This is a genomic window from Herbaspirillum sp. WGmk3, from assembly GCF_023952535.1.
In the GTDB taxonomy this organism is placed as follows: domain Bacteria; phylum Pseudomonadota; class Gammaproteobacteria; order Burkholderiales; family Burkholderiaceae_D; genus Herbaspirillum; species Herbaspirillum huttiense.
The window spans coordinates 104,905-124,681 of the sequence record NZ_JAKYWT010000006.1; the positions used below are offsets into that span (position 1 = coordinate 104,905).

General features: G+C 64.0%; 16 protein-coding genes. 8 read left to right on the forward strand and 8 right to left on the reverse strand.

Translation table 11 applies throughout. The features are described from left to right. Positions 1 to 19 precede the first annotated feature (19 nt). The 3 genes from MKD49_RS21700 to MKD49_RS21710 all read right to left on the reverse strand — a co-directional run bounded on the left by MKD49_RS21700 (position 20) and on the right by MKD49_RS21710 (position 4,274). A complete protein-coding gene (locus MKD49_RS21700; RefSeq protein ID WP_039789033.1) occupies positions 20 to 1,342 on the reverse strand; it encodes a hemolysin family protein in 1,323 nt (440 codons plus the stop codon). Between the two features lie 199 nt (positions 1,343 to 1,541). Then, positions 1,542 to 2,549 carry a zinc-binding alcohol dehydrogenase family protein gene (locus MKD49_RS21705; protein WP_252697337.1) on the reverse strand — a complete coding sequence of 336 codons (1,008 nt, stop codon included), beginning with the start codon at positions 2,547 to 2,549 and terminating at the stop codon, positions 1,542 to 1,544. A gap of 153 nt (positions 2,550 to 2,702) precedes the next feature. Further along, entirely contained in the window at positions 2,703 to 4,274 is a 1,572-nt protein-coding gene (locus MKD49_RS21710) for a PLP-dependent aminotransferase family protein (protein WP_252697338.1), read from the reverse strand. 135 nt (positions 4,275 to 4,409) lie between these two features. Here MKD49_RS21710 and MKD49_RS21715 point away from each other — a divergent pair, with 135 nt between their 5' ends. The 6 genes from MKD49_RS21715 (at position 4,410) to gabD (ending at position 11,985) form a co-directional block, all read left to right on the forward strand. Continuing rightward, on the forward strand, positions 4,410 to 5,690 hold the full coding sequence (locus MKD49_RS21715; protein ID WP_252697339.1) for a 4-aminobutyrate--2-oxoglutarate transaminase: 1,281 nt from the start codon (positions 4,410 to 4,412) through the stop codon (positions 5,688 to 5,690). A gap of 84 nt (positions 5,691 to 5,774) precedes the next feature. Continuing rightward, complete coding sequence (locus MKD49_RS21720) at positions 5,775 to 6,914, forward strand: ABC transporter ATP-binding protein (protein WP_232729751.1); 1,140 nt, start codon at positions 5,775 to 5,777, stop codon at positions 6,912 to 6,914. Between the two features lie 169 nt (positions 6,915 to 7,083). Further along, a complete protein-coding gene (locus MKD49_RS21725) occupies positions 7,084 to 8,127 on the forward strand; it encodes an ABC transporter substrate-binding protein (RefSeq protein ID WP_252697340.1) in 1,044 nt (347 codons plus the stop codon). 224 nt (positions 8,128 to 8,351) lie between these two features. Then, complete coding sequence (locus MKD49_RS21730) at positions 8,352 to 9,635, forward strand: ABC transporter permease (protein WP_252697341.1); 1,284 nt, start codon at positions 8,352 to 8,354, stop codon at positions 9,633 to 9,635. 27 nt (positions 9,636 to 9,662) lie between these two features. Then, positions 9,663 to 10,496 (forward strand): ABC transporter permease, encoded by an 834-nt coding sequence (locus MKD49_RS21735; RefSeq protein ID WP_034341087.1) that lies wholly within the window; start codon positions 9,663 to 9,665, stop codon positions 10,494 to 10,496. 31 nt (positions 10,497 to 10,527) lie between these two features. After that, positions 10,528 to 11,985, forward strand: coding sequence for an NADP-dependent succinate-semialdehyde dehydrogenase (gene gabD / locus MKD49_RS21740; protein WP_166675602.1), 1,458 nt, complete (start codon positions 10,528 to 10,530; stop codon positions 11,983 to 11,985). 111 nt (positions 11,986 to 12,096) lie between these two features. Here gabD and MKD49_RS21745 read toward each other — a convergent pair whose 3' ends face one another. Further along, complete coding sequence (locus tag MKD49_RS21745) at positions 12,097 to 12,330, reverse strand: type II toxin-antitoxin system Phd/YefM family antitoxin (RefSeq protein WP_252697342.1); 234 nt, start codon at positions 12,328 to 12,330, stop codon at positions 12,097 to 12,099. A gap of 263 nt (positions 12,331 to 12,593) precedes the next feature. Between MKD49_RS21745 and MKD49_RS21750 the strand changes: the two genes are divergently transcribed. Continuing rightward, entirely contained in the window at positions 12,594 to 13,331 is a 738-nt protein-coding gene (locus MKD49_RS21750) for a type 1 glutamine amidotransferase (RefSeq protein WP_252697343.1), read from the forward strand. A 12-nt stretch (positions 13,332 to 13,343) separates the two neighbouring features. Here the strand turns inward: MKD49_RS21750 and MKD49_RS21755 are convergent, their stop codons facing one another. From MKD49_RS21755 to MKD49_RS21770, 4 genes are all read right to left on the reverse strand, one after another. Next, positions 13,344 to 14,234 carry a LysR family transcriptional regulator gene (locus MKD49_RS21755; RefSeq protein ID WP_252697344.1) on the reverse strand — a complete coding sequence of 297 codons (891 nt, stop codon included), beginning with the start codon at positions 14,232 to 14,234 and terminating at the stop codon, positions 13,344 to 13,346. Positions 14,235 to 14,326: 92 nt separating this feature from the next. Further along, complete coding sequence (locus tag MKD49_RS21760; protein WP_252697345.1) at positions 14,327 to 16,390, reverse strand: pyridoxamine 5'-phosphate oxidase family protein; 2,064 nt, start codon at positions 16,388 to 16,390, stop codon at positions 14,327 to 14,329. 62 nt (positions 16,391 to 16,452) lie between these two features. After that, positions 16,453 to 17,073 (reverse strand): glutathione S-transferase family protein, encoded by a 621-nt coding sequence (locus MKD49_RS21765; RefSeq protein WP_252697346.1) that lies wholly within the window; start codon positions 17,071 to 17,073, stop codon positions 16,453 to 16,455. A 209-nt stretch (positions 17,074 to 17,282) separates the two neighbouring features. Further along, positions 17,283 to 18,551 carry an MFS transporter gene (locus tag MKD49_RS21770; RefSeq protein ID WP_209567803.1) on the reverse strand — a complete coding sequence of 423 codons (1,269 nt, stop codon included), beginning with the start codon at positions 18,549 to 18,551 and terminating at the stop codon, positions 17,283 to 17,285. 89 nt (positions 18,552 to 18,640) lie between these two features. Here MKD49_RS21770 and MKD49_RS21775 point away from each other — a divergent pair, with 89 nt between their 5' ends. Next, positions 18,641 to 19,642, forward strand: coding sequence for an AraC family transcriptional regulator (locus MKD49_RS21775; RefSeq protein ID WP_252697347.1), 1,002 nt, complete (start codon positions 18,641 to 18,643; stop codon positions 19,640 to 19,642). Positions 19,643 to 19,777: the final 135 nt, after the last annotated feature.

Genomic DNA, 19,777 nt, shown 5'->3' on the forward strand with positions numbered 1-19,777 from the left:
AAAGAGGCGCTGGCTCTCCTTATTCGCGCACGTCCCCACCCTTCGGATACACCTTCACCAGCACGATCTTCGGTCCCGACATGCGCTTGATGACCACATCAAAGGCCGCGAACTCGATCTTCTGGCCTTCCTTGGGCAGGTCGCCCAGCTTCTCCATCACCAGGCCACCGACCGAGTCGATGCTGTCGTCGTACTCGATGTCGATGCCCAGCATGTGCTCCAGCGTCACGATGGGCAGGCTGCCCTTGCCCAGCAAGGTACCGTCATCCTGACGGCTCCACTCGCCGGTGTTGTGGCGGAATTCGTCGCGGATCTCGCCCACCAGGAAACTCAGCATGTTGTCCAGCGTGATGAAACCCTGCGGCGGCTGGCCCTTCTTGCCGATGATGGCAAAGTGCGGCATGCCGGTGCGGAAGCGGCGCAGCAGGTCCAGTGCCGGCAAGGCCGGCGAGATGAACTGCACCGGACGCAGATATTCCTTCAGGTTGCCGATGGCGCGGCCATCCTGCTGAGCCAGGAACACATCCTTCAGGTGCACCAGGCCCAGCACCTGCTGGCGCTCGGCATCGAAGTAGGGATAACGCGAATAGCGGTTGCGATAGATGATGTCCAGGTTCTCTTCCAGGCTCTTGTCATCGCCCAGGGACACGATCTCGCTGGCCGGACGCATGATGTCGGCCACGTCCAGTTCGGCAAAGTTCAGGCTCTGCGCCAGCACGTTCCACTCGTCACGGGTGAACTTGCCACTCTTGCCGCTCTTGCTGCCGGCGCGCAGGATGAGCTTGAGTTCGTCCGAGGAATAATGGGCATCGTGACCATGTCCCGCACCCAGTCCGGCCACGCGCAGCAGCCAGTTGGAGCTGGCATTGAGCACCCAGATCAGCGGGTACATGCCCCAGTAGAAACCGTACAGCGGCACGGCACACCACAAGCCCAGTTTCTCCGGGCTGCGGATGGCCATCGACTTGGGGGCCAGTTCACCGGCCACGATGTGCAGGAAGGAAATGACGAAGAAGGCGAACACGAACGAGATGCCGTGAATCAGCTCCTGATTGGTCACGCCGACCAGCGAAAAGAGCGGTTCCAGCAAGCGTGCGAAGGCGGGTTCACCGATCCAGCCCAGGCCCAGCGAGGCCAGGGTGATACCCAATTGGCAGGCGGAGAGATAGGCATCCAGCTGATTGTGGACCACGGCCAGGATGCGGCCGCGCATGCCTTGTGTTTTTGCGATGGCCCGGATGCGCGTTTGACGCAACTTGACCAGACTGAATTCTGCTGCAACGAAAAAACCGTTCAACGCAACCAGGAAGAAGGCCGCGACGATCAGTAATATGTTTTCCAACTAGGGTTCCTATCGGGGTTGTCTAAGGGCCCGGACGCCATGAGCCGGTCCGGACTCCGTAATTTACCATGCATGTGGCATGGAACCCGATTCGTTGTCAAAAAAGTAATCTATGCGTGATCTGCATGACCAAGGCGTGACCTGTGCAGGAAGACAGGCAGGCGGAGCAGCCGACCTGCCGCTCCACAGCCTGCGCGCTTCAGTCCGCAAACCCTTCCAGCACGATCTTCCCCTTGGCCTTGCCCGACTCCAGCAGGGCATGCGCACGCCGCAGATTCTCCGCGCTGATGCGCCCGTAATGCTCGCCGGTCGTGGTGCGCAGCACGCCCTCGTCCAGCAGTTGTGAAACCCGTTGCAGCAGTTCGTGCTGGCGGATCATGTCGGCGGTCTGGAACATCGAGCGGGTGAACATCAGTTCCCAATGCAGCGAAATGCTCTTGCGCTTGAGCGGCACTGCATCCAGCGTGGCCGGATCGTCGATCAGCGCCAGCTGGCCCTGCGGTGCCAGCGCCTCGATGATCTGTGCATAGTGCTGGTCGGTATGGGTCAGGCTGATGACGATATCGATCTCAGGGAAACCCAGCTGCTCCAGTTGCGGTTTGAAGGGCTGGCTGTGGTCGATCACGTGATGTGCGCCCAGCTCGCTGACCCATTGCGCGGTTTCCGGGCGTGAGGCGGTGCCGATGACGGTCAGCTGCGTGAGCTTGCGCGCCAGCTGGGTCAGGATCGAGCCCACGCCGCCGGCTGCGCCGATGATGAGCAGACGCTTGCCCTGCCCCGCGCCTTCGGCGACGCCAACGCGGTCAAACAGCAGTTCCCAGGCGGTGATGGCCGTCAGCGGGATGGCGGCGGCATCTGCATGGTCCAGGCTGGCGGGCTTGCGGCCGACAATGCGCTCGTCGACCACGTGCAGTTCGCTGTTGGCACCGGGGCGGACGATGGAACCGGCGTAGAACACCTCGTCGCCCGGCGCAAACAGGCTGACCGCCGGGCCGACCGCACGTACCACGCCGCTGACATCCCAGCCCAGCACGCGGGCTTCGCCAGCGCTGGCGCGGATCTTGGTGTCGACCGGATTGACCGAGATGGCCTTGACCTCGACCAGCAGGTCATGCTCGCCAGCGACGGGATCGGGCAAGGTGGTGTCGGCCAGCGAGGCGGCGTCAAGGATGGCCTTGGCTTGCGGGTTGGTGATAATGGCTTTCATGCTGAATCCTTCACGATAATGAGCAACAGATGGGTGACATCTTAGGACAGCGCCACCCGATCAACCACTCCCGGGACCACGAAAGAGTTTCTTCATACAGGCGAAAATCCACCCCTGTCCCACACCTGCCCCCGCATCCGCGCAGGTGACCGCTTACACCAGATGCGGCTTGATCACCGCCGCCAGCTTGTCGAAGGCGCGCGCGATCTCCTCATTGGGCACGCTCGCATAGCCCAGCAGCAAGCCCCGCCGCGCCCCGCGTGCATGCATGTAGTAGCGCGACAGCGGGCGCACCACAATGCCTGCGGCCAGCGCCTCTTCGCAGATGAGCACGTCGTCGCACTCCTGCGGCAGGCCCAGCACAAGATGCAATCCGGCCTCGCCGCCGGTAATGGTCATCTTTTCGCCGAAGTGGCGGTTGATGGACTGCTGCAGCAGTTGCAGCCGTTCGGCATACAGCACGCGCATCTTGCGGATGTGCGAAGCGAAGTGGCCCTCGGCCATGAAGTCGGCCAGCGTGGCCTGCAGGAATACCTGGCCGTTGCGATACAACTCGGCAATGCCGGTGGCAAAAGCCTCGGCCAGCGACTCCGGTACCACCAGGAAGCCGATGCGCAATCCCGGAAACATGATCTTGCTGAAGGTGCCCATGTACAGCACCCGATCCTGCGTATCCATGCCCTGCAGCGACGCCAGCGGACGGCCACCGTAGCGGAATTCGCTGTCATAGTCATCCTCGATGATCCACACCTTGTGGGTCGCCGCGTACTCCAGCAGCATGCGCCGCCGCGACAGGCTCATCACCATCCCCAGCGGATACTGGTGCGAGGGCGTGGTGCAGATGAAGCGCGGCGGTCGGCGCAGGTTGGCCAGACGCATGCGCATGCCTTCCTGATCCACCGCGATCGGGACCGACTGGATGCCCAGCGAATTGAGCACGCTGCGTGTACCCCAGTAGCACGGGTCTTCCACCCAGGCAGTATCCCCATGTTCCCCAAGCAGCTTGACCACGATGTCGATGGACTGGTGGATGCCGGTGGTGATGAGCACCTGCGAGGGCGTGCAGTTGACCGAACGCGCCACCCGCAGGTACTCGGCGATCTGCTCGCGCAGCCCGGCATAACCGGCGCCTGGCCCGTAGGTCAGCAGGTCCGAACTGGAACGACGCCAGTGCTTGTTCTGCAGGCGTCCCCAGATCTTGTGCGGCACGCAGGTCACGTCCGGCACGCCCGGCATGAAGGCCCCCCACTGCCGCTCGCCCACGCCGGCCTGGCGTGTGAGCAATGCACCGCGCGCGGACAGTTCCGATTTGCCGGAAGGATCGGTCAGCGGCTCCTTGCGCTCCACCGCCTCGGGGATCTGGTCCGGCGCCGTATCGGCCACGAAGGTTCCGGCACCGGTGCGGCTTTCCAGATACCCCTCGGCCAGCAATTGTTCATAGGCATAGGTCACCGTATTGCGCGAGGTACCGAGCTCCAGGGCCAGGTCGCGTGAGGACGGCAATTGCATGCCCGCCGGTAGCGTATGGGCCAGGATGGCTTCGCGGATCAACTGGTAGATCTGGCGGTTGACGGGCATGCGCTCGCTACCCGTCTTTACATTTTTGGTGGTCTTCGCTGCGCCGCTTTCGCGGCTGGCCGCCGCCTTGCCCTTGCCCGGCGCGGCCTTGGCGGAGGTGCGATTGATGCGCAGCAGCAGATAGTCGGACAAGGAGGCGAGTTTCAAGTGGCACCATCAAATAATTGAAATTGGCTCTATATTACAGTGCCACTTGGGTTTTATATTGTTTCCCGATTCAGCAATTTCCTGCACATTTCCGCGCCCTGCGGCGCATTCAACGAAGCAAGATCGGAGCAAGCCATGACCAGCAAGGCCACCAACCAAGAGCTGCAACAACGAAAGAATGCCGCCACCCCGCGCGGCGTGGGTGTGATGTGCGACTTCTACGCCGAGCGCGCGTCGAACGCCGAGCTGTGGGATGTGGAAGGCCGCCGCTTCATCGACTTCGCCGCCGGCATTGCGGTCCTCAACACCGGCCACCGCCATCCCAAGCTGCTCGACGCCATGCGCGCCCAGCTCGACAAGTTCACCCACACCGCCTACCAGATCGTGCCCTACGCCAGCTATGTCGAACTGGCCGAGCGCATCAATGCGGTGACGCCAGGCAACTATCCCAAGAAGACCGCCTTCTTCTCCACCGGTGCCGAAGCCGTCGAAAACGCCATCAAGATCGCCCGCGCCCACACCGGCCGTCCCGGCGTGATCGCCTTCGCTGGCGGCTTCCATGGCCGGACCATGATGGGCATGGCGCTCACCGGCAAGGTCGCGCCTTACAAGCTGGGCTTCGGTCCCTTCCCCGGCGACGTGTTCCATGCGCCCTACCCCAGCGCCCTGCACGGCATCACCACCGAAGACGCACTGGACGCGGTCCACGGCCTCTTCAAGAGCGACATCGAAGCCAAGCGCGTGGCCGCCATCATTCTCGAACCGGTACAGGGCGAAGGCGGTTTCTATGCCGCCCCGGCCGATTTCATGCGCGGCCTGCGCGCCATCTGCGACGAGCACGGCATCCTGCTGATCGCCGACGAAGTGCAGTCCGGTTACGGCCGTACCGGTAAATTATTTGCGATGGAACATTACGACGTCCTGCCCGACATGATGACCATGGCGAAGAGCCTGGCCGGTGGCATGCCGCTGTCGGCCGTCAACGGCCGCGCCGAGATCATGGATGCGCCCGCCCCTGGCGGCCTGGGCGGCACCTATGCCGGCAACCCGCTGGCCGTCGCCTCGGCGCTGGCGGTGCTGGATGTGATGGAAGAAGAAAAGCTGGTCGCCCGCGGCCAACGCCTCGGTGACAAGCTGCAGGAGCACCTGAAGGAATTGCGTTCGGCCGTGCCGCAGATCGCCGAAGTGCGCGGTGTCGGCGCGATGGTGGCGGTGGAGTTTGCCGATCCCGTCACCGGCAAGCCGGATGCGGACTACACCAAGAAGGTCCAGCAACATGCGTTGAACAATGGCTTGCTGCTGCTCTCCTGCGGCAGCTACGGCAACGTGATCCGCTTCTTGTTCCCGCTGACGATTCCCGATACCGTCATGGATGAGGCGCTGGGCATCCTGTCCAGGGCGATCAAGCTGGCCTGAGTCTTGCATTGCAAGGCAGCTTTCAGCAGTGGGTTAAAGGGGCCGGACCAAGTATCCGGCCCTGCGTACAAGAGAGGATCGATGATGGCAGCTTATGCAATGAAGCAAGCGGCGCAAGCACACGCGCCGGCTACCGGCAGCGGCAATGACGTGCTGGTGCAGTTCTGCGGCGTGAAGAAAACCTACGATGGAGAAAACCTGATCGTCAAGAATCTGGATCTCGACATTCGTCGCGGTGAATTTTTGACCCTGCTGGGTCCGTCCGGCTCCGGCAAGACCACCTGCCTGATGATGCTGGCCGGTTTCGAATTCCCGACCGGCGGCGAGATCCGCCTCGATGGCCAGTTGCTCAATCGCGTGCCGCCGCACAAGCGCAACATCGGCATGGTGTTCCAGAACTATGCGCTGTTCCCGCACATGACCATCGCGCAGAACGTGGCCTATCCGCTGTCGGTGCGCAAGATGGATCGCGCCACCCGCGAAGCCAAGGTCAAGCAGGCGCTGGACATGGTGCAGATGGGCAAATTCGGCGACCGTTATCCGACCCAGCTCTCCGGTGGCCAGCAGCAGCGCGTGGCGCTGGCGCGCACGCTGGTGTTCGATCCGCAACTGGTGCTGATGGATGAACCGCTGGGCGCGCTCGACAAGCAATTGCGCGAACACATGCAGCTCGAACTCAAGGCCCTGCACAAGCGCCTGGGAGTGACTTTCGTCTACGTCACCCACGACCAGAGCGAAGCGCTCACCATGTCGGACCGCGTGGCCGTCTTCGACCAGGGCGTGATCCAGCAACTGGCCCCGGTCACCGAGCTCTACGAATATCCGGACAATCAATTCGTCGCCAACTTCATCGGCGACAACAACCGTCTCAAGGGCAGCGTGGAATCGGTCCAGGGCGAACACTGTACGGTGCGCCTGGCCGATGGCACGGTGGTGACCGGCCTGAACGTGCATCGCGCCCATGCCGGACAAAGCATCACCGCCTGCGTACGCCCGGAACGCATCCGCCTGGCCGCAGGCGGCAGTGCCGAACCCAACAGCATCCGCGCCACCATCGCCGGGCTGATCTATTTTGGGGATCACGTGCGCGTGCGATGCACGGTGACGGGGCAGGAAGACTGCTTCGTCAAGCTCTCCCTCTCCGACCCGGCACTGGCGGGACTGAGCGAGGGCAGCAGCGTGGTCCTGCATGTGGCGCAGGATCGTCTGCGCTGCTTCCTCTGATTTCTCCACACTCCCCGTTTACTTAGTTTTTTGAGTTATTCCGTTTTTGTTCTTTTGTCGCACCTGATGTTATGCAGTACCGCTTGATGAGCGAGGCAACTCAGATTGCCGCTCAGCTCTACCTTAGTTCAACACAGTCAACACGCACGATAACCAACGAGGAACAACAATGAAACGCCTGACACCTGCCCTGCTGTCCCCGCTCTTCCTGGGCCTGCTGTTTTCCGGCGCGGCTTCCGCCGCGGAACTGACCCTGGTCAACTTCGGCGGTGCCAATGGCAACGCCCAGAAGGTGGCCTACGTCGAGCCCTTCCAGAAGAGCACCGGCACCAAGGTCGTGACCGCCGAATTCAACGGCGAACTGGCCAAGGTCAAGGCCATGGTCGAGACCAAGAAGGTCAGCTGGGACGTGGTGGAAATCGACGGCGGCGACCTGACCCGCGCCTGTGATGATGGCCTGATCGAAAAGCTCGACCTGGCCAAGACCATCAAGAAGGATGACTACATCCCCGAAGCCACGGTCAGCGAATGCGGCATGGGTGCCTTCGTCTGGTCCACCGTGCTGGCCTACAACGCCGACAAGCTCAAGACCGCACCGACTGGCTGGGCCGATTTCTGGGATACCAAGAAATACCCCGGCAAGCGCGGCATGAAGAAGAGCGCCCAGTACAACCTGGAGTTCGCGCTCATGGCCGATGGCGTACCGACCAAGGATGTCTACAAGGTCCTGGCCACCAAGGAAGGCGTGGATCGCGCCTTCAAGAAGCTGGATCAACTGAAACCCAACATCCAGTGGTGGGATGCCGGTGCCCTGCCGGCGCAGTTCCTGGCCTCGGGTGACGTGGTCATGGCCAACGCCTACAACGGCCGCATCGATGCCGCCCAGCGCGAAGGCAAGAACCTGAAGGTGGTGTGGGCCGGCAGCGTCTACACCCTGGATTACTGGGTGATCCCGAAGGGTTCGCCGAACAAGGCACTGGCCGAGAAGTTCATCAACTTCGTCAGCCAGCCGGGGAACCAGAAGGTCTACGCCAACAACATCGCCTACGGCCCGGTCAACAAGGCTGCCTTGAAGCTGCTGGATACCAAGACCCTGGGCAACCTGCCGACCTCGCCGGCCAATGCCAAGGATGCGGTGCAGCTGAGCCTGCAATTCTGGACCGACCACGGTGAAGAGCTGGAACAGCGCTTCGCTGCCTGGATCGCGAAGTAAGAGGTCCGATACAAATGCTGGACGGCCTGACTCCCGTTCGTCCTGAGTAGCGGCGCAGCCGCGTATCGAAGGTTCGCCGTCGGTGCGCCTTCGATACGGCCCTTCAAGGGCCTACTCAGTCCGAACGGTAGTGGCTCGCTGCCGCTTTGTATTCGCCCCTACCGGCGCGCAACGCTTTTCATGCGCCGCTGTGTTGAACCCCGCTGCCACCGGACACCCGAGACATGACCACCATCGCCACCCGCTCCGCCGCCGCCATGCCCCTGGCCGAACCTGATCCGCAGCAACTCAAGCGCGAACTGCGCGCCGCCCAGACCCGCAAGCGCCTGGGTGCGCTGGCCCTGATCGCGCCGCTGGCGATCTTCCTGCTGCTGACCTTCGTGGCCCCCATCGTGGCCCTCCTGCAGCGCGCCATCGAGAATCCGGAAGTGGCCGCTACCCTGCCGCAGACCGTGGCGGTACTGTCGAAGTGGGATCGCAAATCGGCCCTGCCGGACCAGGCCTTTTCAGCGCTCGCGGAAGACCTGGCCCGCGCCAAGGAAGACACCACCGCCGGCAACCTGGCGCGCCGTCTCAATATCGAACTGTCCGGTTCGCGCTCGCTGGTGATGGGCACTGCGCGTGCCATGCCGCTGCGCGATGCCGATGGCAAAGCCTTGAGCCCCGCCGCCGCGCGCGAGGCCATCATCGCCCTCAATCCACAATGGGGCCAGCCGGACGTGTGGCGCGTGATCGCCCAGAACGGCTCGGTCTATTCCCCCTACTATCTGCTGGCCTCGCTGGACCTGCGCCAGAACGTCTTCGGCGACATCGAAGCGGCCGCCCCTGAATCGGCGATCTACCGCACCATCTTCGGCCGCACGCTGTGGATGAGCGCAGTGGTCACCCTCATCACCCTGCTGCTGGCCTATCCGCTGGCCTACTGGCTCTCCACCATGCAGGAGCGCCGCGCCAACCTGTTGATGATCCTGGTACTGATTCCCTTCTGGACCTCGATCCTGGTGCGCGTGGCCGCGTGGATCGTGCTGCTGCAATCCGAAGGACTGGTGAACAAGGCGCTGATGCTGGCCGGTCTCACGCAGTCGCCGCTGGAGCTGGTATTCAATCGCGTCGGAGTCTATATCTCGATGACGCACATCCTCCTGCCCTTCATGATCCTGCCGCTCTACAGCGTCATGAAATCGGTGCCGCCCACTTACCTGAAGGCCGCTGTCTCGCTGGGCAGCCATCCCTTCGCGGCCTTCTGGCGCGTGTATGTGCCGCAGACTTATCCGGGCATCGGTGCGGGCGTGCTGCTGGTCTTCATCATGGCCGGCGGCTACTACATCACCCCGGCGCTGCTGGGCGGACCGAATGAACAGATGGTGAGCTACTTCATCGCCTACTTCATCAACACCACCATCAACTGGGGCATGGCCTGCGCGCTGGGTGCCCTGCTGCTGGCGGCGACCCTGGTGCTGTATGGCGTCTATCGCCGCTTTGCCAAGGTCGATGTGGGCATCAGCTGAGCCATTGAAGAATCCAAGGAGTACGCCATGAACAAACCGCCTCTCTTCCCGCCCTACACCTCGCTGGTGGAACGCGCCTGGTTCTTTGCCTCGCGCGGCTTCAACCTGCTGGTGCTGCTGTTCCTGCTCTCGCCCATCCTGGTGATGATCCCGCTGTCGTTCTCCGACAGCAGTTTCCTGATGTATCCCATCAAGGGCTTCTCGCTGCGCTGGTACGAGAACCTGTTCAGCTCCGATGAATGGGTTCGTGCCGCCAAGAACAGTTTCATCGTCGCACCGGCGGCCACCGTCATCGCGACCGTACTGGGCACGCTGGCCGCCGTCGGTCTGAACAAGTCGGACTTCCGCGGCAAGGGCATCCTGATGGCGATCCTGATCTCGCCCATGATCGTGCCGGTGGTGGTGGTGGGCGTGGGGGTGTATCTGTTCTTTGCCCGCATCGGCCTCTCCGACAGCTACCTTGGCCTGATCCTGGCGCATGCCGCGCTGGGTGCGCCTTTCGTGGTCACGACGGTGCTGGCCACGCTGCAGGGCTTCAACCACAACCTGGTGCGGGCCAGCCTGAGCCTGGGGGCCAGTCCGCTGCGTACTTTCTTCCGCATCACCTTGCCGGTGATCGCGCCGGGGCTGATCTCGGGGGCTTTGTTCGCTTTTGCAACTTCTTTCGACGAAGTGGTTCTGACCTTGTTCGTGGCCGGGCCTGAGCAAGCCACCTTGCCGCGCCAGATGTTTGCCGGCATCAAGGACAACATCAGCCCGACCATCGCCGCCCTGGCGACGATCCTGATTCTGTTTTCGACCTGCCTGCTGCTGGCCCTGGAATGGCTGCGCGGGCGCAACAAGGCGGCCGCGCGCTTCTGAGCCTGCCCCCCCACTTTTACGGAGACCTGACATGCTGCAACAACTCAAAGATCCTTCCCTGCTGCGCCAGCAGGCCTATCTCAACGGCCAGTGGTGTGATGCCGACCACGCTGGCAAGCACGAGGTCTACAACCCGGCCAACGGCAGCCTGCTGGGCAGCGTGCCCATGATGGGTGCGGCCGAGACCCGCCGCGCCATCGAAGCCGCCAACGCCGCCTGGCCGGCGTGGAAGAAGAAGACCGCCAAGGAACGCAGCGTCATCCTGCGCCGCTGGTATGAGCTGATGATGGCCAATGCCGACGACCTGGCACTGATCATGACGGCCGAGCAGGGCAAGCCCCTGGCCGAAGCCAAGGGTGAGATCGGCTACGCCGCCTCCTTCATCGAATGGTTTGCCGAGGAAGGCAAGCGTACCTATGGCGACACCATTCCTTCGCCCTCGCCGTCGAACCGCATCGTGGTCATCAAGGAAGCCATCGGCGTCTGCGCGGCGATCACGCCGTGGAATTTCCCCGCTGCAATGATTACCCGCAAGGCCGGTCCGGCGCTCGCCGCCGGCTGCCCGATGGTCTTGAAACCCGCTGAAGCCACGCCCTTCTCGGCACTGGCGCTGGCCGTGCTGGCCGAACGCGCGGGCATTCCGGCCGGGGTGTTCAGCGTGGTCACCGGCAGCGCCAAGGACATCGGCGGCGAGATGACCTCCAACCCCATCGTGCGCAAGATCAGCTTCACCGGTTCCACGGGCGTGGGCAAGCTGCTGATGGAACAGAGTGCATCCAGCATCAAGAAGCTCTCGCTGGAACTGGGCGGCAATGCACCCTTCATCGTCTTTGACGATGCCGACCTGGATGCCGCCGTGGAAGGTGCGATTGCCTCCAAGTACCGCAATGCCGGCCAGACCTGCGTGTGCGCCAACCGTCTTTACGTGCAGGATGGGGTGTATGACGCATTCGCTGCCAAGCTGGTGGAAGCGGTCAAGAAACTGAAGGTCGGCGATGGGATGGAGAACGGCGTGACGCAAGGTCCGCTGATCAACGAGCAGGCCGTCAAGAAGGTGGAGCAGCATATCGCCGATGCGGTCAGCAAGGGAGCCCGCGTGCTGCTGGGCGGCAAGCGCCATGCGCTGGGCCACAGCTTCTTCGAGCCGACCGTGCTGGCCGATGTGACGCCGGCCATGCAGGTGGCCCGCGAAGAGACCTTTGGTCCGATGGCGCCGCTGTTCCGTTTCAAGACCGATGAAGAAGCGGTGGCCCTGGCCAACGATACCGAATTCGGGCTGGCCAGCTATTTCTATTCACGCGACATCGGCCGCATCTGGCGTGTGGCCGAAGGGCTGGAGTCGGGCATGGTGGGCATCAATACCGGGCTGATCTCCAATGAAGTCGCACCGTTCGGCGGCGTCAAGCAGTCGGGACTGGGGCGCGAAGGGTCGCACTTCGGGATTGATGATTACCTGGTCGTGAAGTATTTGTGTATGGGGGGGATCTAAGAGCGTCCGCTGCATGGCACACATGTCGAAGGCCGCCATCATGGCGGCCTTTTCACGAGATGGTCTTGACGTGCGGGTAGGCGCGAACTTTGGCATGCGTATCGAGAACGATCATTGGCCCGCCTCCCACTCCACATCGAGCGGCTCAGTAGGGTCTTCGTAACGTAATACCGAGCCCGCCAGGATAATCAGCGGCGCACGCTCGGCTGCCCGAAACGGACGGACTTCCACGGTGGGCTTGCCGTGGTCGGTCACCACTACGCTTTCCCCGGAGGCTTCCACCTGGCGGAAATATTCCAGCGCCTTGGCCTTGAATTCCGTCTTGGATACTGGGTTGCCTTGCATGGATCACCTCTTCATGAAACGACGACGGCCTGGATCAAAAACTTTTCACACCATGCAACGAAATGACTACGCATACAAGTCATTTTAACGACACCATCGTTCTTCACGATGAGTGCTCCCGTGTGGCCTGCCCGTCCTTGATCAGGTCAGCGCCTTTACAGGATGTTTACGTCTCCACTCAAAAATACAACCCGCCGTTTACGTCCCCCATCCTACATTGACGTCTCCTCCACTACGGACCGGCCCAAGCCCGTCCCCCGTTCATGAGACCGATCGCCATCCTCCAGCATGAAAGCACCCAGGGCCCCGGTGTCCTGCTGGATCATCTGGAACAACACGCCCTGCCCTATCGCCTGTTCCATCCCGCCGCAGAAGGCGATGCCCCGCGCGATGCCAGCCAGTTTTCCGGCATCGTCACGCTGGGCAGCGACCACAGCGTCAATGAAGACCTGCCCTGGATCCATGCCGAACACGCCCTCCTGCAAGATGCCCTGGCCCGCGACGTGCCGGTGCTGGGCCACTGCTTCGGTGCCCAGCTGCTGGCCCGTAGCATGGGTGCGCAGGTCAGCCGCAACCTCTGCGCCAACATCGGCTGGAGCCCGGTCTGGGTCACGCCACCGGCACAGCAGCGCATGGGACTGGCACGCCAGGCCACCATCTTCAACTGGCATTACGACACCTTTGAAATCCCCACTGGTGCGGTGCGCACCATGTATGGCAGCCATTGCCTCAACAAGGGATTCATGCGCGGCAAGCAATGGGGTTTCCAGGGCCATCTGGAAGTGACCGAAGAGAGCGTGCGCAACTGGTGTGCGGCCGGACGCGACGAACTGCTGTGCGCACACGGCCCGGCTGCGCAAAGCCAGGCACAGATCCTCGATCATCTGCCCGAACGCATCGCCGCCCTGCGCCTGGTCGCTGACCAGACCTACGCAGCGTGGACGCGACAGTTGGACCGCCCCCTGCGTATTTCGGTACGCAACCCTGCGTATTACGGATGAACCCGGCTGCGCTCAGTGGAACGCAGGATGCGCCCGCAGGCGGCTCACCGCCAGGTCAATGAAGGCCCGCACCTTGGCCGGTGAGCGCCGCCCTTCCGGATAGAGCACGTGGATCGGCAGCGGCGGCTCTTCGAACTCGCGCATGACCCGCTGCAAGCGCCCGGCCTGCAAGTCGGCCGCCACCTGATAGGACAGCACTCGCGTCAATCCCCAGCCCTGGCGGGCGGTACTGATGGCGGCTTCATTGGTATTGGTCTGCAGCGCCGCATCGACCACCACGCGCTGGCCGTCGGCAAAGCGCCACTCCGGCGAAGCCCAGGCGCTGGTGGACGTGACGATGCGATGCTGCTTGAGATCGGCGGGTGCAGCCGGCGTGCCATGCTGGCGCAGATAGTCGGGCGAGGCACAGATCACGCGGCTGACCGAACCGACCTGGATGGCCGTGAATCCCGAATCAGGCAGATGGCCGATGCGCACCGCCACATCCATGCCCTCTTCCACGATGTTGACCGGGCGATCCACGAAGAAAGTGCGCGCCCGCATGCCCGGATAGAGATCGAGATATTCCGTGACGATCGGCAGCACATGCAACTGCCCGAACAGCAAGGCCGCCGTCACCGACAGCGTGCCCGAGGGCTGGTCGTAATGGCCGGCCGCCGCCGCTTCGGCTTCGGCGATTTCAGCGAGGATGCGACGGCAGTCTTCCAGATAGCGCGCCCCGGCTTCAGTGGTCTTGACCGAACGCGTGGTGCGTACCAGCAGCCGCGCACCGACCAGTTCTTCCAGCCCCGCCACGGTGCGGGTGACCACCGGCGCACTCAACTGCATCTGCCGCGCCGCCTTGGCGAAACTGGCGGTCTCGGCCACTTGCACGAAGATTCGCATTGCCAGCCATCGGTCCATGAGCCTTCCTTCCCTGCCTGTCGGAGAAGGTCGCATTATGCCCTCTTCAGCGGCATCAGGACGGAGGACTTGCCAAGGTCTTCATATCACCCTCACAGCGCCAGTTCCAGGCGCGGTGCATCGGTTCCGGAGGGCTTGGCCGGGCGCGCACAGCACAGCAGCACTTCGCCTTCGCCCACGCTGGCCTGCGGCGGCTTCAGGTAAGTCACTTCCCCGGCCAGCACGCGGGTGCGGCAGCTGCCGCAGTGGCCTTCGCGGCAACTGAACTCCGGCGACAGACCGCGTGCTTCGGCCAACTCCAGCAAGCTGCCGGAATCCGGGGTCCAGCGGGCTTCCTTGAGGCTTTCCATGAAGATCACCGGGACGGCCGTGTCCGCCACCGGTGCCAGCGGCAGCGCTGCGGCGACGGTGTTGCCAGTGCGGGTGAGCGAGGCCGGACCAAAGGCTTCGGCATGGATGCGCTCATCGCTGATGCCGAAGCCGCGCAAGCCATCGTAGAGCCCCTGCATGAAGCCGCCCGGACCGCACAGGTAGAACTCGTAATCGCCAAACGGCAGGCTGCGCGAGAGCAGGTTCATGTCGATACGGCCGGCGGCATCGAACGCGTCGCCCTCACGCGCGCCGGTGGTGTCACTGAGCACGCGAACCAGTCTCACCGCACCGCGCGAGGCCGCCACCAGCTCGGCCAGCTCGGCGTCGAACGCGCGCTCGCCCAGCGTGCGTGCGGCATGAAACAAGATGGCCGGGCGCATGCGCTGGCGGCGCACTCCTTCCTGAACGATATGGCGCAGCATGGCCATCATCGGCGTAATGCCCACGCCACCGGCCAGCAGCACCACCGGTCTGTCCGCGGCGGTATCGAGCGTGAAGTCTCCCGCCGGGGCACGCGCCTCGATGCGGTCGCCCTCGCGCAGCTGCGCATGCAGGTACTGTGATACCACGCCCTCGCGCTTGACGCTGATGCGGTAATGCCCCTCATGCGGTGCCGACGACAGGGTGTAGGTGCGGATCAACGGCGCGGCCCCGGCCTCGGTACGCACCCGGATCGGCAGGTGCTGGCCGGGCAACGCCGGCAGCAGCCCGGCGCCATCGTCGGCCACCAGGTGGAAGGAGCGGATGGTCTCGCTTTCCTGCACGATGCGCGCCACCTTCAGGCTGCGCCACTGGCCCGCCAGGGATTGGGCGCGCAGGCGCTCGGCGGCTTGCTGCCAGTCGCCCGTCATCAGCGCATAGGGCGAAAAGGCTTGCTCCTGGAAGGCCCAGCGCAAGGCCAGTGCCGCACGGCGGCGCACGATGCGCTGCGGACGGAAAGTCCACAGGCGCTCGGCGCCCTCGAAGGCGGCGATCTCGGGGGAGTCGAGGATCACCTCGGCCTGCCCGGTCATCTGCAAGACATCGCCCGAGGCATAGTCCACAAAAAGCAAACCCGCACGGCCGTTGAGCACGATGTTGCCCAGGGTCGAAAAGAACAGGTTGCCGTTGAAGTCCGGCACGGTCAGCACGCCCTCTTCATCGACCCGGACGAACCCCGGCTTGCCGCCACGATGGGAGACATCCACCTGGCGCCGCCCTTCCTGGTCGGCATAGGTCGCCACGAAGAAGGCATCGGCGCCGGCGATCAGGGCCAGGGCCGGTGCGTCCAGCGTGCACAGCGTCTCGGCCCGCCCGGTGTGCGCTTCGGCAGGCTCACGGGCAAAGGAATAGTCGCGCAGCTGGATGTAGCGCGGGCAATTGCCGAAGCTCTGGTCCACCTGAACGCGCCATCCGTCGGCCAGCGGTGCGAGCACACCATTCATGCGATTGCGGCGGCGCGTGTGCATCTCGATGCCGAGCAGGCCGACCGGCGCCCCTGCGGCCATGCCAGCGGCGGCCGGGTCTTCGGGCGCGGGATGGGCGTGCATGTCCAGCTGGGTCGGCGCAGGCGAGGCCAGGAAGCCGGGATGGCCTTCAAGGAACGTCGCCCATGCATCGCCCGACGGATCGACACTGCCCAGCACGATGAAGGGCAACTGGCCGTAGAAGTCGCGGTGCTGCTCGGGCATGAAGTCGCGTATCACGCGCTGGCCTACGGATTCCATCTTGTCGGCCACGCCGAGTTGCGCTTGCAGCTGCTTCTCGCCGGCATGCCAGACGGGGGACTTGGGGGATGCACTCATGGCGGACCTCTCGAAAAGAAACTGCAAACACGCGGTGCGGGATGACGTGACTATTGGAAAACTCAGGCCTGCGCCGCGCGCAGACCCGCCGCCGTCCTCGGGAAGGGCACAAAGCCCGGCAGGGCCTCGATCCCTTGCAGCAGGCGCAGCACCGACGGGTAGCCGCTCAGGTCGACATTGCCTTCGGGGGCCGCCACCAGATAGCTGTAGACAGCCACATCGGCGATGGTCGGGTGATCGGCGGCCAGCCATGCGCGGTTTGCCAGATGCTGTTCCATGCGACCCAGCAGCAGGTGGGCGCGCTGGATCACTTCTTCCGGATTGAAACGGGCGCCGAACACGGTAATGAGGCGTGCAGCGGCCGGGCCATAGGCCAGCTCACCAGCGGCCACCGACAGCCAGCGCTGCACGTTGGCGGCACCTTGGGCATCATCGGGCAGCCAGTCAGTGCGACCCGCCTTCTTGGCCAGGTAGACCAGGATGGCGTTGGAGTCGGCGATGACGACATCCCCATCTTCCAGCACCGGCACTTGGCCGAAAGGGTTCAAGGCGAGGAAGGCCGGCTGCTTGTGGGCGCCAGCGGCCAGGTTGACTTCGATCAGCTCGGCCTGGAGGCCCAGGAGGGAAGCGAACAGGACGGCACGATGGGCGTGGCCGGACAATGGGAAATGATGGATCTTCATGACATGGCTCCTGGTAGGTTGGCTCGGTCAGGAAGATGTTCCTTGACCGTGATGCCAGTGTGGAGCCAAGCGCGGATGAAGAGAATCCGTACCGTCGGCACTTCTTTATTGCACAGGGAGGAATAATGCGGCGGAAATGAAAACGGCTTCCGGCAAGAGCCGAAAGCCGTCAGGTGCCGACGCCGGATCAGGGGATCCGGCGCATCCGTTCAGAAATGCGCATTGCCCGCGACCGGCGCAGCGCCGCCACGCGGGCCGTAGCGCAGGGTCAGCAAGGTGCCGAGACTGATGGCGACGACGGCGAAGATCGGTCCGCCCAGCGCGCCCACATGGTCCACCAGCACGCCGCCGCCGATCGCGCCGCTGGCAATGGCCACCTGGAACGCCGCCACCATCAGGCCGCCCGCGCCTTCGGCATGGTCCGGCGCGGCGCGCACGATCCAGGTCTGAAAGCCCACCGGGAAGGCACCGAAGGCAAAGCCCCACAGCGTGATGGCGATGGCCGCCACCACCGGCGAGCTGCCGGCCACCCACAGGGAGGCCGCCAGCAGCGCGATGAGCGTGCCGCCGCTGACGATGGCATAGCGTTCGCTGCGCTCGGCGATGAAGCCACCGGCAAAGTTGCCGAAGAAGCCGCCCACGCCATAGCCCAGCAGCACCGCCGAGATGGTCGCCACCGACATGTGGGTGATTTGCTCCATCAGCGGGCGGATGTAGGTGAACCCGGCAAAGTGGCCGGAGACCACCAGCAGCACCGCCATCAGCGCCACCCGCACATCCTTGCGGCCGAGCAGTTCGGCCAGCACCTTGAGGCTGGGATGGTCCTTGGGCGGCAGGCGCGGAATCGCGATCCACTGGATGGCGAAGGCCACCAGGCTGACCACGCCGGCGGCAATGAAGGCGCTGCGCCAGCCCCACAGGTTGCCCATGTATGCACCGATGGGCGCTGCGCACACGGTCGCCACCGAGACCCCGGTGAGGATCAGCGACATGGCCCGGGCGAACAGGTGATCCGGCACCAGGCGCATGGCCAGCGCCGCCGCCATCGACCAGAAGCCGCCCAGCGCCACGCCCAGCAGCACGCGCGCCACCAGCAGAACCGGCAGATTGGGGGCCAGCACGGCCATGAGATTGGAAACCAGCAGCAGCAGGGTCAGCATCAGCACCACACGCTTGCGATCGATGTTGCGGGTCAGCAGCGGGATGCTGGGCGCAGCCACGGCACCGACGATGGCGGTGGCCGTGACGGCCTGGCCGGCAGCGCCATCGGAGACGTGCAGGTCGGTGGCGATGGCCGTGAGCAGGCTGGCGGGGAGGAATTCAGCGGTGACCAGGCTGAAGACGCCCAGCGCCAGGCTGGCGATGCCGCTCCAGTTGGCCGGGAGCTCTTGCGCTGCCTTGTGGGCAGGGGCCGCAGAGGCGCTGGCCGGGGCCGCCGTCTCGGTCAGCGGGGCCTCGATGATGCCGGGGTTGGACATGGGAAAACCTTTCTTGTGACGTTTCATGACTGGGTAGCGCAGTCTATGGTTAAATGTCTGGACTTTCCATGCCGATATTTCGCAAAGATATGACTATTCGTCCAAATCTCCCGGAAATCACTGAGTGCGGCCCCAAGAACCGTCCCGCCGATGGCGTCGATCCGCTGACCGAGATCCTCCTGGGCCTGCGGCTTGATGGCGTCGAGTACGCGCGCTACGTGCTGCACGAGCCCTGGGCGGTGGCCTTCCCGGCGCGGCGCGAGGCGACCTTCCACTTCATCGCCCAGGGCAGCTGCTGGATGCAGGTCGGCCAGGACGACTGGCTGCAGCTCAATGCAGGCGATGCGGTACTGCTGCCGCGCGGCTCGGCGCATGCGCTGGCCAGTGCGCGCGCCCTGCCGACGGTGGAGATCGGCAAGCTGGCCCGCAAGGCGGTGGCGGACAATCTGTTTTTGGTCGATGACAGTGCGCATGCCCAATCCGACGCTGCCCCCGCGCCGCCGACGCACGTGGTGTTCTCGGGTACGCTGCGCTTCAACCTGGACCCGCTGCACCCGCTCTTGATGATGATGCCCGAGGCCATGCGCGCCTGCGACCTGGCCCAGCGCGATCCGGCGGTGCTGGCGCTGCTCGATGCGATGGAGCGCGAAGTGGCGCTCAACCGCATCGGCGGCTGCGGCATCCTGGCGCGCCTGGCCGACGTGCTGGCCGCCAGCATCATCCGTGGCTGGGTGGAATGTGCCTGCAGCGATGCCAGCGGCTGGATCGCCGCAGTGCGCTGCCCGCTGGTCGGACGAGTGCTGGCGGCGGTGCACCAGCATCCAGAACGCGACTGGTCGGTCAACGAACTGGCGGCCTTGATGGGTGCCTCGCGTTCCAGTTTCATCGAAAAGTTTTCGGCCACGGTGGGCGAGACCCCGGCCAAGTACGTGGCCCGCGTCAAGATGTTCCAGGCGCGCCACTGGATCGCCCGCGACGGCTTGCGGGTGGCGGTGGTGGCCAACCGGCTGGGCTACGATTCGGAAGCATCGTTCAGTCGCGCATTCAAGCGCATCATCGGCCATCCGCCCAGCGCGGCGCGGCTAGCCTGAGAGCCATACGGGGCCTGCGTTTTCACCCCGATTTGCGCAGCAGAAATATTGCCTGAAGGGATGTGTGAAGAAGCCTTCATTTCCCCCTGTACGCGCCCATTCCGCTTGGCTATGATCGCCAGAGGGGACTAGCCT